Origin of the sequence: Pseudomonas sp. PLMAX, from assembly GCF_046042685.1 — a bacterium.
Lineage (GTDB): Bacteria > Pseudomonadota > Gammaproteobacteria > Pseudomonadales > Pseudomonadaceae > Aquipseudomonas > Aquipseudomonas putida_AE.
This window is the reverse complement of the sequence record NZ_CP064949.1, coordinates 1,676,265-1,690,145: the sequence shown is the minus strand read 5'-3', so window position 1 is coordinate 1,690,145 and position 13,881 is coordinate 1,676,265. Positions and strand designations below refer to the sequence as shown.

Genomic DNA, 13,881 nt, shown 5'->3' with positions numbered 1-13,881 from the left:
TACTTCCTCAATTAAACCAGGACGCCGGACTGGCGCATGGCCTGCCGCAGCGGTTCGTGACATTCGGCGCTGAGCCAGGTGAGCGGCAGACGGATTCCGTCCGGCATCAGGCCCATCTCATGCAGCGCCCATTTCACGGGAATTGGATTGGACTCGATAAACAGGATTTTATTGAGTGGCATCAGTTTTTGGTGAATGGCGCGCGCCTTCTCGGCTTCGCCGTTCAGCGCGGCAATGCACAGGTCGGCCATGTCACGCGGGGCGACGTTGGCGGTCACCGAAATATTGCCCTTGCCGCCCAGCAGGATCAGCTCGACCGCGGTGGCATCGTCACCGGAAATGACCAGGAAGTTGCTGTCGACGCCGTCGATGATGGCCTTGGCGCGCTGCAGGTCGCCCGTGGCTTCCTTGATCCCGATGATGTTCTTGACGCTCGACAGGCGGATCACGGTCTCGGCCAGCATGTCGCAGGCGGTGCGGCCTGGCACGTTGTAGAGGATCTGCGGGATATCGACGGCTTCGGCGATCGCCTTGAAGTGCTGGTACAGGCCTTCCTGGGTCGGCTTGTTGTAGTACGGTGTGACCAGCAGGCAAGCGTCGGCGCCGGCGGTCTTCGCATTGGTGGTCAGCTCGATCGCCTCGCGAGTCGAGTTGGCGCCGGTACCGGCGATGACCGGAATGCGGCCGTTGACCTGCTTGACTACGCGACGGATCACTTCGATGTGTTCGCTCACATCAAGGGTGGCCGATTCACCTGTAGTGCCGACCGCCACGATGGCGTGGGTGCCGTTTTGCAGGTGAAAGTCCACCAGTTTGCTCAGGCTGTCCCAGTCGAGACGACCTTGTGCATCCATGGGTGTGACCAGTGCCACCATACTGCCCGCAATCATGCAACCGCTCCTGCCGGAAAAAGAGAGCCGTAATGGTACTGGCGCCAAGATGCTTGTACAAGCGAAGTACTGCGCTGCCGCCATTCCCCTTGGCGCCGCTTTTCGCTACCCTTCAGACTTTGATCGATACTGCTAAGCTCGTATTTCGGGTTTGCGCCTCCACTTTCGACATCCCAAGCCCCCGATCCAGGGTTGCCACCCCCGCTCCTGCTACTCTGGAGCCACGTTGCGACCTTGTGCCCGAAGCTTTGGGAGTTCGCATGCGCAGGCTCGCTCCCGGCAAAACCAGCCGATAGAAGTACCGACCGCTCATCGCTTTAGGAATGCTGCATGTCCACCCCCACAGTTCGCGAACAATTCCTTGTCATCAGTGCCCTCGGCGCCAACCCCATGGAGCTGACTAACGTCCTGTGCCGCGCCAGCCATGAAAATCGCTGCGCCGTGGTCACCTCCCGCCTGACGCGTCATGGCGAGTGCAGTGCGCTGGTCCTCGAAATCTCCGGCAGCTGGGACGCCCTGGCTCGCCTGGAGGGCAGCCTGCCGACCCTGGCAAAACGCCACGCCTTCACCGTCAACGTGGTGCGCAGCGCCGCCCTGGAGAACCGTCCCCAGGCCCTGCCCTACGTGGCCTATGTCAGCTCGGCCTACCGCTCGGACATCATCAACGAGCTGTGCCAGTTCTTCATGGACCACAACGTCGAACTGGAAAACCTGACCTGTGACACCTACCAGGCGCCGCAGACCGGCGGCACCATGCTCAATGCCACGTTTACCGTGACCTTGCCGGCCGGTGTGCAGATCAGCTGGCTGCGTGACCAGTTCCTGGACTTCGCCGACGCGCTGAACCTCGACGCCCTGATCGAACCGTGGCGTCCACAGAACCCAATGTAAGGAAGCATTCATGGCCGTTGCACTCGACCAACCGGTTGCCGACTTCGAAGCACCCGCCACCAGCGGGCAAACCGTGCGCCTCGCCGACCTCAAGGGCAAGCAGGTAGTCATCTACTTCTACCCCAAGGACAGCACACCGGGCTGCACCACCCAGGGCCAGGGTTTTCGCGACCAGCTGGACGCTTTCAAGGCGGCCAACACCGAAGTGTTCGGCGTGTCCCGCGACAGCCTCAAGTCTCACGAGAACTTCAAGGCCAAGCAGGCCTTCACCTTCGAGCTGATCAGCGACAAGGAAGAAGCGCTCTGCCAGCTGTTTGATGTGATCAAGCTGAAAAAGCTCTATGGCAAGGAATACATGGGCGTGGATCGCAGCACGTTCCTCATCGACAAGGACGGTGTGTTGCGTCAGCAATGGCGTGGCGTGAAGGTGCCGGGGCATGTGGATGCGGTTCTGGCGGCCGCCCAGACCCTTAACCAAGCCTGATTAATTGGGTGTCTGTTCTGACGCCTTCGCTGGCAAGCCAGCTCCTACAAGGTACGCGCGACCATTGTAGGAGCTGGCTTGCCAGCGAAGAGGCCCTCAGAGCCAGCATTCAAAGCAGCGGCGCCACCACCGGCTCTTTACGCGGCCAGGCATCCAGCACGGCCTTGAACAGCGTCGCCAGGGGAATCGCAAAGAACACCCCCCAGAAGCCCCACAACCCGCCAAACAACAACACCGCGCAAATGATCGCCACCGGATGCAGGTTCACCGCTTCCGAGAACAACAGTGGTACCAGCACGTTGCCGTCCAGGGTCTGGATGATCCCGTAGACCGCCATCAGATAGATGAACTGATCGCTCCAGCCCCACTGGAACAGCGCAATCAGGAACACCGGCACGGTCACCACCACCGCCCCGACGTAGGGCACGACCACCGAAATGCCCACCAGCAAGGCCAGCAGCGCCGCATAATTGAGTTCCAGGACGACAAAGGCGATGTAGGTCACCCCGCCGCAAATGAAAATCTCGATGACCTTGCCACGAATGTAGTTGGCGATCTGCCGGTTCATTTCATGGGCGACACGGGTGATCAGCGCCCGCTCACGGGGCAGGTAGCCGCGCACCCACTCGCCGATCATTTGCCGGTCCTTGAGAAAGAAGAACACCAGGATCGGCACCAGTACCAGGTAGATCATGATATTGACCAGCAGCGGCAGGCTCGACAGCGAAAACGTCAGCGCCCATTGACCGAACTTGCCGATCTCGCCCCGGGCCACTTCAATGGCCTGCAGCACCTGCTCGTCGGACACAAGGTGCGGATAACGCTCCGGCAACAGCAGCAACAGGGTCTGCCACTTGGCAAGCATGCCGGGCAATTCGTTGAACAGGGTGATCAGTTGGTGCCAGAGCAACGGCACCACGACCACGATGAACACCAGCAGCAGCCCCATGAACAGCGCGAAGACCAGCCCCACTGCGACGCCACCCGGCACCCGCAGGCGCTCCAGGCTCACCACCAGACCCTGCATCAGGTAGGCCAGCACCATCCCGGCCAGCACCGGCGCCAGCATGCCGCCCAGGGTCAGCACCGCGGTGAACGCCAGGAACAACAGGACCGCCAGTACCACGGCTTCTTCGTCGGAGAAGTAGCGCTGAATCCAGTCGCGCAACACTTTGAACATCAATAATCCTTAGTAACGAACGCAGCTGGTTTCAGGCTTTTTTCAACCAGTAACGGTAAATGCCCGCTTCATCTTCTTCACGCAGCAGCGTATGACCGGCCAATCGGGCAAAGGTGCGGAAATCACGCTGCGAGCCTGCATCGGTGGCGATGACCTTGAGCACCGTACCACTGGACATCTTATTGAGTTCCATCTTGGCCTTGAGCAACGGCAAGGGGCAATTGAGGCCACTGGCGTCCAGTTCAACGTCATGGGCTACAGCGTCGATCATTGCATCACTCCGGGTCAGGTGGCTGAGTTGCCTAGAATATCTGGTCGCAGGGCTGGTGTCCGGCTACAGTAAGCTCTTTGTCGACTAAGGCTTTGTGCATGACTTTTTTGCGCCCTACCCTGCTGACGCTCGCTTGCCTGCTTGCCTCACCGGGCTTCGCCGACGACCTGCCGTCACTCGGCGACGCCAGTTCTGCCATCGTCTCGCCGCAACAGGAGTATCAGTTGGGTCGCGCCTGGCTTGCCCTGTTGCGCAGCCAGGTAGCTCAGCTCAATGACCCGCAGCTCAAGGACTACGTCGAGTCCAGCGTCTACCGCCTGGTGGAGACCAGCCAGGTCAATGACCGGCGCCTGGAATTCATCCTGATCAACAGCCCGCAGCTCAACGCGTTCGCGGCGCCCGGCGGGATTGTCGGGGTCAACGGCGGCCTGTTCCTCAATGCGCAGACCGAAGGCGAGTATGCCTCGGTACTGGCCCACGAACTGGCTCACTTGTCGCAGCGCCACTTTGCCCGTGGCGTCGAGGCCCAGCAGCGCATGCAGGTACCGATGATGGCCGCGCTGCTGGCCGGTATCGTGATTGCCGCGGCAGGTGCCGGCGATGCCGGTATTGCGGCGATTGCAGGGACACAGGCGGCAGCCATCCAGGAACAACGGCGATTCTCGCGCCAGAACGAACAGGAAGCCGATCGCATCGGTATCCTCAATCTGGAAAAGGCAGGCTACGACCCCCGCTCCATGCCTACCATGTTCGAACGCCTGGGGCGTCAGTACCGCTTCGATGCCAAGCCGCCGGAATTCCTGCTGACTCACCCGGTGACCGAATCGCGTATCGCCGACACCCGCAACCGCGCCGAGCAGGCCCGGCAGGGCGGCATCGAAGACACCCTGCGTTATCAGTTGATTCGTGCCCGGGTCCAGCTGATCTATGAAGAAACCCCAGGCCTGGGCGCCAAGCGCTTCCGCGCCCTGCTGGATGAAAACCCGAAAAGCGATGTGGCGCGCTATGGTCTGGCGATCGCCCAGATCAAGGGCGGACAGCTGAACGAAGCACGGGAAAACCTCAAGCAGTTGCTGGCCAAGGCGCCGAACGAGATCATCTACAACCTCGCCCAGGTCGATCTGGACATCACCAACAATCGCCTGCCGGATGCACAGTCCAGGGTTGACCGCCTGCTGACGCAATACCCCGGCAACTATCCACTGAACCAGGTTCGCGTCGACCTGCTGCTGAAACAGAACCGCGCCGCCGATGCCGAAAAGGCCCTCGAAGGCCTACTCAAATCGCGCCCGGACGATCCGGACGTGTGGTATCAGGTGGCCGAAACCCGCGGCCTGTCGGGCAACATCATCGGCCTGCACCAGGCGCGCGCCGAGTATTTCGCACTGGTGGGCGACTATCGCCAGGCCATCCAGCAACTGGATTTTGCCAAGCGCAAGGCCGGCAGCAATTTCCCGCTGTCGTCGCGAATCGATGCCCGCCAGCGCGAGCTGATGGAGCAGGAACGCATGATCAAGGACATGATGGGCTGACGTTTTCAGCGACAAAAAAAACCGCCTCATTCGAGGCGGTTTTTTTATTCAACCAACAGGCGGGTTATTCAGCCAGCTTGAAGGTGATGAAGCTCGCGCGGTTCTGGCGCAGTACGCGCATCGACACCGAGCGATTCTTCGGCAAGGCCTTGGCAATGTCCGTGAACTCCTTGGCCGAACCGATCGCCTGATTGTTCAGGTGAGTGATGATATCGCCCGGCTGCAGGCCGATCATCGACGCAGGACCGTCCTGAACTTCCTTGATCAGCACGCCGCCCTTGAGGTCGTAGGTTTTCTTCTGCTCGTCCGTCAGTTCGACTACCGAGACGCCAAGGCGGTTGCTGCTGCGCTCGATGCTCGACTGCGGCAGGTCATCAAGCTCCTTGCCTTCTTCCGGGATAGCGCCAACCGTCAGCTCGACATTCTTGCGCTTGCCTTCGCGGATCACTTCCAGATTGGCCTTGGAGCCGGCCTTCAATGCGCCCACCAGGTGTGGCAGATCGGCGGACATGACGATCGGCTGTCCATTCATGGTCAGGATCACATCGCCTACCTGCAGCCCACCCTTGGCAGCCGGGCCGTCATCCTGGATCTGCGCGACCAGCGCACCGGCTGGTTTTTCCAGGCCGAACGATTCGGCCAGGTCCTTGTTAACTTCCTGGATCACTACGCCCAGCCAGCCACGGCTGACCTTGCCACCGCTTTTGAGCTGATTGGAAACGTCCATGGCCACGTCGATAGGGATCGCGAACGATACGCCCATGAAACCACCGGAACGGGTGTAGATCTGCGAGTTGATACCGACCACCTCACCGTTGAGGTTGAACAGCGGCCCACCCGAGTTACCCGGGTTGATCGGCACGTCGGTCTGGATGAACGGCACGTAGTTTTCATTCGGCAGGCTGCGGCCGACGGCACTGACGATGCCCTGGGTCACGGTATGGTCAAAACCGAACGGCGAGCCGATGGCCACGACCCATTGCCCGGCTTTCAGATCCTGGGATTTGCCCAGCTTCAGGACCGGAAGATCCTTGCCTTCGATTTTCAGCAGCGCCACGTCGGAGCGCGGATCGGTGCCGATCAGCTTGGCCTTCATTTCACTGCGGTCGGACAGACGCACGAGGATTTCGTCGGCATCGGCGATCACATGATTGTTGGTCAGGATGTAGCCGTCAGGCGAAATGATGAAACCCGAACCCAGGGATTGCGCCTCGCGCTGGCGGTCGCCACGGGGGGATCGAGGTTGCTGTGGCGGCATGCCACGTTCGAAAAACTCGCGCAGCATCGGCGGCAAGCCTTCGAGGTCAGGCATCTGCTGGTTGACTCTGCGCTCAGGCAATTTTTGCGTGGTACTGATGTTCACCACCGCAGGCGACGCCTGTTCGACCAGTTGCGTGAAATCAGGCAATTCGACCGCCTGGACAGCGGCCGCCTGACCGAGCACCAGCACGGTGGCAAAAATGGAGAGGTAAGACTTCAAGCGTGGTATCGACATACGGCTCCCGTTACGACGAGCATGGTTAAGCGATATGGAGCAAGGAACACCGGGAAAGATACGCCGGTATTTTTGTTCCGGGAACAACAAACAAGGCCAGAGCCGAGGGGCTCTGACCTATAAAAAATATTGGGGGGATTTGCAAATTGAAATGCTCACTAAACATTTCGATTTCAAGTCACTGCTGGGTTGCAGTAGCGTCGGTGCGCATGGACAAGGCGATCCGTTCAGCGGTGCCGATCGGGATCTCACCCACCACAGTCACCATCATCTCGCCTTGCGGCGTGCTCAAGCGCCGGGAGACGGCGGCGGTTGGGCCCAGTTGCGTACGGGTGTCGGTGGTACCTGCACCGCTCAAGGGCTCGAGGAACACTGAAAAACGCGCCAGACCATCGTCATACAGCAGGCTGTTGACTTGGGCCTTGGTCTCTGGATCCTTGCGGGTCGTACTGCTGGTCAGTTCGAAACCCGGTGGCAACCAGTCCGAATGCCAGACCCGGGCGTCCTTGACCGCCGAAGCCTTGTCGCTGTCGAGCTTGACCGCCTTGCAGTCAGCGCCCGGTTGCAGGTCACTGTCGGTGGGAACCGTGGCGGGATCGAGTCGAGTAAACTGGAAGCGCTCGAGCAGACGGCCCTTGTCATCGATCAGCAATGACTTCAGGGGCAGGCCGGTTTCCTGATCGAGATGCAGTTCAAAACCGTAACGATGCTGGTCACGGGGTGTCAGGGAAACAATCACTGCCGGGCGACCGGCCACGCGCGACTTGCCGATGACAGCAAGGTCATACCAATTCTTGAGCTTTTGTGGATCGAGTGCACGAGCGGTGGAGTTGGAGGTATCCCCCAGCCCTGCCATCAGGTTGCCGCTGACGCATTGAGTATGCCCATCAATGCGTACGACCTCCTGAGCGGAGCCGTCGAGCTGGATCAAACGCTCGCGGACCTTGCCATCCTGGACGCGGTGCCAGATGTTGTGGGTAGAGAAACTACCGTTACGCTCGTAGACAAAAGTACCCTGGAAGCTTTGCTTCTGCTCGGCCTGGCCCAGACGGGTCAACCAGTCTTGAGCCTGATCGGCATGGGCTGGAACAACGAACCAGCCACTGAGCAAAAGCGTAAGTAGAGGTATGGCGCGCATGATCCTCCTTAACGGTTTTCCAGGCTTGCTGCACGCGCGTAAGGCAGAGCGCTCTCGGTACCTTTCAGTGCAGCCTGTTGAGCATGTTGGCGCAAGTAACCTGGCAAACGTTGATCGTTCCAGCCTGGCTGACCTTGCAACACACCATTGGCCATGGGACCAGTGGCTTCCGAACTCTCATTGTAGCCTGCCAGCACAGCCGGGCCCTTGACTTGTGGAACCGCCAGGCCAGGTTGGGTGGATTGCTGCGCCAGCTCGACGCCAGCGATCTCGTCCTGGTTGTACAGACGAACACCTGCCAGCACCGCCAGGGTTACCGATGCGGCAACGGCCAGTCGACCCAGGCTGCGCCATGGACCACGGGTGGCTTTTGCCGGTACGGCTTCGTCGGCCAATGCAGCAGAAACAGCCGCGGCAATGTCCAGGCGTGGAAGCAGCAGGTCCTTGTGCATCACTGCCCGAGCGATCTGATAACGAGCCCAGGTTTCACGGGTTTCAACATCGTCACAGGCACTGAGTACCCGACGCAATTCCAATTCGTCCGCTTCGTTATCCATCACTGCGGACAGCGATTCCTGCAGGGCTTCACGACTCATGGCGTTCCTCTCTTGGCTGTCGCCGCTGTCTTTAGTTTTCCTGCAACAAAGGCTGCAGGGCTTTATCGATGGCCTCCCGGGCGCGGAAGATCCGGGAGCGCACGGTACCCACCGGACATTGCATGACGCTCGCAATGTCCTCGTAACTCAGACCATCGAATTCACGTAAAGTTAAAGCCGTACGCAAATCTTCTGGCAGTTGCTGAATGGTTCGATGGACGGTGCCTTCGATCTCATCCCGCAGCAAAGCCCGTTCTGGCGACTCGAGATCCTTGAGGCCATGATCGCCATCGTAGAACTCTGCATCCTCGGAACTGACATCGCTATCCGGCGGCCGACGGCCGCGTGAAACCAGATAGTTCTTCGCCGTGTTGATGGCGATGCGGTAAAGCCACGTATAAAACGCGCTGTCTCCGCGAAAATTACCAAGTGCGCGGTAGGCCTTGATGAAGGCTTCCTGCGCTACATCCTGGGCTTCATGGGTGTCGTGCACGAAACGCACGATCAACCCGAGAATTTTGTGCTGATATTTCAGCACTAGCAGATCGAATGCACGCTTGTCGCCGCGCTGAACGCGTTCGACCAGCTGCTGATCCTCTTCCTGGGTTAGCATGAACACTCCTCGATAAGCTTGGAGGAGGCTTGCATTACTAAACGACCGGGCTTGCAAACATAGACTCGGGCTTTTCGCAAAAGTTCTCCCCCTCCAGGCAAGTTTCCTGCGGGCTCTGATTCGGCACGCACGAAAAACGCAGCTCGAGATTCCCCGGCTGCGCGAATAATCTTGTCATCGGTCTGACCGCCAGGGATCCAACCGCGATCCTGCGATGAAACCGACACTGTCCCTTGATTCAGGCAACCGTCTATTGATCTTGGGCCTTTGGCAAAAGTTCCAAATATTTATAGCTGCACAGAATCGACATTGTGCAACCCTGAAGCGAAAAAGAGTGTTAAATCCACGATACAGTTCGCTTGTCGCCGAACCGGTGGAAAAAACATCCGACGAAGCGTCGGCAGATTTCCGTCACAGTAGTTTCACAATGCCATATCGGCTCGGCTATTGTGCCGCTCCCCCCCTCTATATACTAGTGGGCTGTGCGGTTGCCGGGCATGCCTGTCCAGATGTCTGGCGCCTACCCCGACCCGGGTCGCTTTGAGCGGAATCCTGAAATGAGCCAACAGTTTCAACACGATGTCCTGGTAATTGGCAGCGGTGCTGCCGGCTTGAGCCTTGCGCTGACCTTGCCCGGTCATTTGCGCATTGCCGTATTGAGCAAAGGCGACCTCGCCAATGGTTCGACGTTCTGGGCCCAGGGAGGGGTCGCCGCCGTACTGGATGACACCGACACCGTCGAGTCCCACGTCGACGACACCCTCAACGCCGGTGGCGGGTTGTGTCACGAAGATGCCGTGCGTTTTACCGTCGAGCACAGCCGGGAAGCGATTCAATGGCTGATCGACCAGGGCGTGCCGTTTACCCGCGACGAACAATCCGGCACCGAAGATGGCGGATTCGAGTTCCACCTGACCCGTGAAGGCGGTCACAGCCATCGGCGCATCATCCATGCCGCCGATGCCACCGGTGCCGCGATTTTCAGGACGCTGCTCACCCAGGCCCAGCAACGGCCCAACATCGAGTTGCTGGAACAGCGGGTCGCGGTCGACCTGATTACCGAAAAGCGCCTGGGCCTTGAAGGTGATCGCTGCCTGGGTGCCTACGTGCTCAATCGTGGCACCGGGGAAGTCGACACCTACGGCGCCCGTTTCGTGATCCTCGCCTCCGGCGGCGCCGCCAAGGTCTACCTCTATACCAGCAACCCCGATGGCGCCTGCGGTGATGGCATCGCCATGGCCTGGCGCTCGGGCTGCCGGGTGGCGAACCTGGAATTCAACCAGTTCCATCCCACCTGCCTGTATCACCCGCAAGCCAAGAGTTTCCTGATCACCGAAGCCCTGCGCGGAGAAGGTGCGCACCTGAAGCTGCCCAATGGCGAACGCTTCATGCAGCGCTTCGACCCCCGCGCAGAACTGGCGCCCCGGGACATCGTCGCCCGGGCCATCGACCATGAAATGAAGCGGCTCGGCGTCGACTGCGTCTATCTGGACATCAGCCACAAGTCCGAAGATTTCATCAAGACGCACTTCCCGACGGTGTACGAACGCTGCCTCGAATTTTCCATCGACATCACCAAACAGCCGATCCCGGTGGTACCGGCGGCACACTACACCTGCGGCGGCGTGATGGTCGACCAGCAAGGTCGCACCGACGTGCCAGGGCTGTACGCGATTGGCGAAACCAGCTTCACCGGCCTGCACGGCGCCAACCGCATGGCCAGCAATTCGTTACTGGAGTGCTTTGTCTACGCGCGCTCGGCGGCGGCGGACATCCTGGAGCAATTGCCACAGGTATCGGCCCCTGTCGCCCTCCCGGCTTGGGACGCCAGCCAGGTGACCGATTCCGATGAAGACGTGATCATTGCGCACAACTGGGACGAATTGCGCCGCTTCATGTGGGACTACGTCGGAATCGTGCGCACCAACAAGCGCCTGCAACGGGCCCAGCACCGGGTGCGCCTGTTGCTCGACGAAATCGACGAGTTCTACAGCAACTATAAAGTCAGCCGGGACTTGATCGAGTTGCGCAACCTGGCCCAAGTGGCCGAGCTGATGATCCTGTCAGCCATGGAGCGCAAGGAGAGTCGCGGCCTGCACTACACCCTCGACTACCCGAACATGCTACCTGTCGCCATGGACACTATTCTGGTGCCGCCCACCTACGCCGAGTGAACTTGAGCCGCACCCGCAGGCGTCGGTGCAGATCCGCCGCCTGCGAGTCCCGGGGCACGCAGATTGTCCTGACCCGCCGCTCACCGCGCAGACGAAAGCGCAACACCACGATCAACGGCAACGCCAGGCTGTCCGGGCGCAGTTGTACCGGCAGCCATCCCTTCGCCTGATTCCACAGCTGCCAGCCATCGGCGTCACGACGCAAGCCGCGAAAAGCCTGTGGGTGGGTCAGTAGAATCTGTCGAGGCAACGCCCAGGCACCGTGCAACAGACAGCACAAGGCACCGGGCAGACTGGCCCAGAGCGGTATGGCGAGCAGGAACAACGAACCCAACGCGAACGCCTGGGCCAAAAGATACGCCGCCAGCAACTGCCGAGAGGCATGCCAGCGGCATTCGAAGCCGTTACTTGGGTTGGACACGATCCAGGATCATGCGAACCATGCGCTGAAGTTCCGGATCTTCCGATTCGGCGCGCTCCATGAACCAGCCGAACATGTCCTGATCTTCGCATTCGAGCAGCCTGACGTAGCAGGCGCGATCCACTTCGTTGAGGTGCGGATAAACCTCTTTCACAAACGGCACCAGCAACACGTCAAGCTCAAGCATGCCGCGGCGGCTGTGCCAGTAGAGGCGATTCAGTTCAACATCTTCGACCATGGAGCGCTCCTCAAATAGGCCGCAAGTATACAGCCCCGCGCCCCATCGAACAGTCGGCTTTGGTCGGGCACGACGATCCTTTGTGAACTACCCATTTCAGGGGCAGCCCCTTATCATGTCTGCCAGACTCTTTACCCTGCGATGACCCATGGCCGATTCCGCTTTTTTCTGCACGTTGTCTCATGAAGGTGTCCTGGCGGTCCGCGGCGCGGACGCCGGCAAGTTCCTGCAAGGCCAACTGACCTGCAACCTCAATTACCTGAGCGACAACCGGGCCAGCCTCGGCGCGCGCTGCACGCAGAAAGGCCGGATGCAGTCGAGCTTTCGCATCCTGCTCGAAGGTGATGGCGTACTCCTGGCCATGGCCAGCGAGTTGCTCGAACCGCAATTGGCGGACCTGAAGAAATACGCGGTGTTTTCCAAGTCCAAACTGACCGATGAAAGCGCTGCCTGGGTTCGCTTCGGCGTCGAGCAGGGCGATGAGGCATTGAAAAGCCTCGGCCTGGAACTGCCTGCAGAGACCGACAGCCTGGTGCGCCATGACGGTTTGATCGCCATTCGCGTCTCGCCCGAACGCGCCGAACTCTGGGTTGCCGCCGATCAGGCCGATGGCATCAAGGGCAAGCTGTCCGCCCTGCTGCCTGAAGGTGAACTCAATCAATGGTTGCTGGGCCAGGTCCGTGCCGGGATCGGCCAGGTGATGCCAAGTACCCGCGAGCTGTTCATCCCGCAGATGCTCAATCTGCAAGCGGTCGGCGGCGTGAGCTTCAAGAAAGGCTGCTACACCGGCCAGGAAATCGTCGCGCGCATGCAGTACCTCGGCAAACTCAAGCGCCGCTTGTATCGCCTGCAACTGGCTGGCGGCGAACTGCCAGAACCCGGCACCCAGCTGTTTGCCCCGAGTCACGGCAGCTCGATCGGTGAAGTGGTGCTGGCCGCCAATGCCGCCAATCAGATTGAACTGTTGGCCGTGTTGCAAGCCGAAGCTGCAGAAGGCAGCGACATTCATCTGGGCGCACTCGACGGCCCAGCCCTGAATTTGCTCGACCTGCCGTATGAACTGGACCGCGATCGCGAAATCCAGCGTTAACCGCGGTACTTTTTTGCAACACCTAGAGAAGCGTAATGAGTGAGCTGGCGGAAAAGGTCCAACAGGATTTGGTTGAGGCCATCGATAACGATGACCTGGTTCTGCCAACGTTACCGGAAGTGGCCTTGCAGATTCGCAAGGCCGCTGAAGACCCGGAAATCAGTATCGGTAGCCTGAGCAAAGTGATTGGCCGCGATGCCGCGCTGTCGGCGCGCCTGATCAAAGTGGTCAACAGCCCACTGCTGCGCGCGGCGCAGGTAGTCACCGATCTGCACACGGCGATCACACGCCTGGGCATCAATTACAGCAGCAACCTGGCCATCGGTCTGGTCATGGAACAGATTTTCCATGCCCGCTCTGCGGTGGTTGAACAGAAAATGCGCGATGTCTGGCGCAAAAGCCTGGAAATTGCCGGCGTCAGCTATGCGCTGTGCCGTAACTACACCCAGCTCAAGCCCGATCAGGCGGCCCTTGGCGGGCTGGTGCACCAGATCGGGGTCTTGCCGATCCTGACGTACGCCGAAGATCACTATGAACTGCTGGCCGATCCGGTCAGCCTCAACCATGTGATCGACCGCATTCATCCGTTGCTCGGCGATAAACTGCTGCGGGTCTGGGAGTTTCCGGAAAAATTGGTGCAGGTGCCGCAGCTCTATCTCGACTTCAAGCGACAGTCCGCGCGAATCGATTATGTCGACCTGGTCCAGGTGGCCAGCCTGTACTGCCACAAAGGCACCGACCACCCGATTTCGCGCATCGACCCCTTTGGCGTCGGCCTTCGTCAAGCTGGGGATCGATCCGGACAACAAGGCGATGTGTGCTGACCTGGAAGACACCCGCTTGATGTTTTATTGATCAGACACCGCGT

Annotated in this window: 14 protein-coding genes and 1 pseudogene; 6 read left to right on the top strand and 9 right to left on the bottom strand. The window is 59.9% G+C overall.

Annotation, left to right across the window (positions count from 1 at the left end; genetic code table 11):
* Window positions 1–11: 11 nt before the first annotated feature.
* Complete coding sequence (gene dapA, locus DKB71_RS07740; protein ID WP_408600011.1) at window positions 12–890, bottom strand: 4-hydroxy-tetrahydrodipicolinate synthase; 879 nt, start codon at window positions 888–890, stop codon at window positions 12–14.
* 330 nt (window positions 891–1,220) lie between these two features.
* Here dapA and DKB71_RS07735 point away from each other — a divergent pair, with 330 nt between their 5' ends.
* Window positions 1,221–1,781, top strand: a complete 561-nt coding sequence (locus tag DKB71_RS07735; RefSeq protein ID WP_008055980.1) for a glycine cleavage system protein R — start codon at window positions 1,221–1,223, stop codon at window positions 1,779–1,781.
* Between the two features lie 10 nt (window positions 1,782–1,791).
* Complete coding sequence (locus tag DKB71_RS07730) at window positions 1,792–2,265, top strand: peroxiredoxin (RefSeq protein ID WP_274073522.1); 474 nt, start codon at window positions 1,792–1,794, stop codon at window positions 2,263–2,265.
* A gap of 109 nt (window positions 2,266–2,374) precedes the next feature.
* Here the strand turns inward: DKB71_RS07730 and DKB71_RS07725 are convergent, their stop codons facing one another.
* Both DKB71_RS07725 and DKB71_RS07720 read right to left on the bottom strand, forming a co-directional pair.
* Complete coding sequence (locus tag DKB71_RS07725) at window positions 2,375–3,445, bottom strand: AI-2E family transporter (RefSeq protein WP_274073521.1); 1,071 nt, start codon at window positions 3,443–3,445, stop codon at window positions 2,375–2,377.
* Window positions 3,446–3,476: 31 nt separating this feature from the next.
* Window positions 3,477–3,716 carry a sulfurtransferase TusA family protein gene (locus DKB71_RS07720; RefSeq protein WP_274073520.1) on the bottom strand — a complete coding sequence of 80 codons (240 nt, stop codon included), beginning with the start codon at window positions 3,714–3,716 and terminating at the stop codon, window positions 3,477–3,479.
* Window positions 3,717–3,814: 98 nt separating this feature from the next.
* Between DKB71_RS07720 and DKB71_RS07715 the strand changes: the two genes are divergently transcribed.
* Window positions 3,815–5,248 carry a M48 family metalloprotease gene (locus tag DKB71_RS07715; protein ID WP_323626691.1) on the top strand — a complete coding sequence of 478 codons (1,434 nt, stop codon included), beginning with the start codon at window positions 3,815–3,817 and terminating at the stop codon, window positions 5,246–5,248.
* 64 nt (window positions 5,249–5,312) lie between these two features.
* Here the strand turns inward: DKB71_RS07715 and DKB71_RS07710 are convergent, their stop codons facing one another.
* From DKB71_RS07710 to rpoE, 4 genes are all read right to left on the bottom strand, one after another.
* A complete protein-coding gene (locus DKB71_RS07710; RefSeq protein ID WP_408600010.1) occupies window positions 5,313–6,743 on the bottom strand; it encodes a DegQ family serine endoprotease in 1,431 nt (476 codons plus the stop codon).
* 178 nt (window positions 6,744–6,921) lie between these two features.
* On the bottom strand, window positions 6,922–7,881 hold the full coding sequence (locus tag DKB71_RS07705) for a MucB/RseB C-terminal domain-containing protein (protein WP_274073517.1): 960 nt from the start codon (window positions 7,879–7,881) through the stop codon (window positions 6,922–6,924).
* A gap of 8 nt (window positions 7,882–7,889) precedes the next feature.
* Window positions 7,890–8,477 carry a sigma-E factor negative regulatory protein gene (locus tag DKB71_RS07700; protein WP_077184187.1) on the bottom strand — a complete coding sequence of 196 codons (588 nt, stop codon included), beginning with the start codon at window positions 8,475–8,477 and terminating at the stop codon, window positions 7,890–7,892.
* 31 nt (window positions 8,478–8,508) lie between these two features.
* Entirely contained in the window at window positions 8,509–9,090 is a 582-nt protein-coding gene (gene rpoE / locus DKB71_RS07695) for an RNA polymerase sigma factor RpoE (protein ID WP_003172477.1), read from the bottom strand.
* Window positions 9,091–9,647: 557 nt separating this feature from the next.
* Between rpoE and nadB the strand changes: the two genes are divergently transcribed.
* Window positions 9,648–11,264, top strand: coding sequence for an L-aspartate oxidase (nadB, locus tag DKB71_RS07690; RefSeq protein WP_274073516.1), 1,617 nt, complete (start codon window positions 9,648–9,650; stop codon window positions 11,262–11,264).
* Here nadB and DKB71_RS07685 read toward each other — a convergent pair.
* Window positions 11,233–11,685 (bottom strand): protein YgfX, encoded by a 453-nt coding sequence (locus DKB71_RS07685; protein ID WP_408600009.1) that lies wholly within the window; start codon window positions 11,683–11,685, stop codon window positions 11,233–11,235. The two genes, nadB and DKB71_RS07685, sit on opposite strands and share 32 nt — an antisense overlap.
* A complete protein-coding gene (locus DKB71_RS07680; protein WP_007898624.1) occupies window positions 11,669–11,923 on the bottom strand; it encodes a succinate dehydrogenase assembly factor 2 in 255 nt (84 codons plus the stop codon). Before DKB71_RS07680 ends, DKB71_RS07685 begins: the two co-directional genes overlap by 17 nt.
* 148 nt (window positions 11,924–12,071) lie before the next feature.
* Between DKB71_RS07680 and DKB71_RS07675 the strand changes: the two genes are divergently transcribed.
* Both DKB71_RS07675 and DKB71_RS07670 read left to right on the top strand, forming a co-directional pair.
* Window positions 12,072–13,013: a YgfZ/GcvT domain-containing protein gene (locus DKB71_RS07675; protein WP_408600008.1), complete on the top strand. Its 942-nt coding sequence runs from the start codon at window positions 12,072–12,074 to the stop codon at window positions 13,011–13,013.
* A gap of 35 nt (window positions 13,014–13,048) precedes the next feature.
* Window positions 13,049–13,868 (top strand): annotated as a pseudogene (locus DKB71_RS07670) (HDOD domain-containing protein).
* Window positions 13,869–13,881 lie beyond the last annotated feature (13 nt).

Excerpts from the sequence above, each read along its gene's own strand:
- dapA (WP_408600011.1), bottom strand. The coding sequence starts at position 890 with ATGATTGCGGGCAGTATGGTGGCACTGGTCACACCCATGGATGCACAA.
- DKB71_RS07735 (WP_008055980.1), top strand. The coding sequence starts at position 1,221 with ATGTCCACCCCCACAGTTCGCGAACAATTCCTTGTCATCAGTGCCCTC.
- DKB71_RS07730 (WP_274073522.1), top strand. The coding sequence starts at position 1,792 with ATGGCCGTTGCACTCGACCAACCGGTTGCCGACTTCGAAGCACCCGCC.
- DKB71_RS07725 (WP_274073521.1), bottom strand. The coding sequence starts at position 3,445 with ATGTTCAAAGTGTTGCGCGACTGGATTCAGCGCTACTTCTCCGACGAA.
- DKB71_RS07720 (WP_274073520.1), bottom strand. The coding sequence starts at position 3,716 with ATGATCGACGCTGTAGCCCATGACGTTGAACTGGACGCCAGTGGCCTC.
- DKB71_RS07715 (WP_323626691.1), top strand. The coding sequence starts at position 3,815 with ATGACTTTTTTGCGCCCTACCCTGCTGACGCTCGCTTGCCTGCTTGCC.
- DKB71_RS07710 (WP_408600010.1), bottom strand. The coding sequence starts at position 6,743 with ATGTCGATACCACGCTTGAAGTCTTACCTCTCCATTTTTGCCACCGTG.
- DKB71_RS07705 (WP_274073517.1), bottom strand. The coding sequence starts at position 7,881 with ATGCGCGCCATACCTCTACTTACGCTTTTGCTCAGTGGCTGGTTCGTT.
- DKB71_RS07700 (WP_077184187.1), bottom strand. The coding sequence starts at position 8,477 with ATGAGTCGTGAAGCCCTGCAGGAATCGCTGTCCGCAGTGATGGATAAC.
- rpoE (WP_003172477.1), bottom strand. The coding sequence starts at position 9,090 with ATGCTAACCCAGGAAGAGGATCAGCAGCTGGTCGAACGCGTTCAGCGC.
- nadB (WP_274073516.1), top strand. The coding sequence starts at position 9,648 with ATGAGCCAACAGTTTCAACACGATGTCCTGGTAATTGGCAGCGGTGCT.
- DKB71_RS07680 (WP_007898624.1), bottom strand. The coding sequence starts at position 11,923 with ATGGTCGAAGATGTTGAACTGAATCGCCTCTACTGGCACAGCCGCCGC.
- DKB71_RS07675 (WP_408600008.1), top strand. The coding sequence starts at position 12,072 with ATGGCCGATTCCGCTTTTTTCTGCACGTTGTCTCATGAAGGTGTCCTG.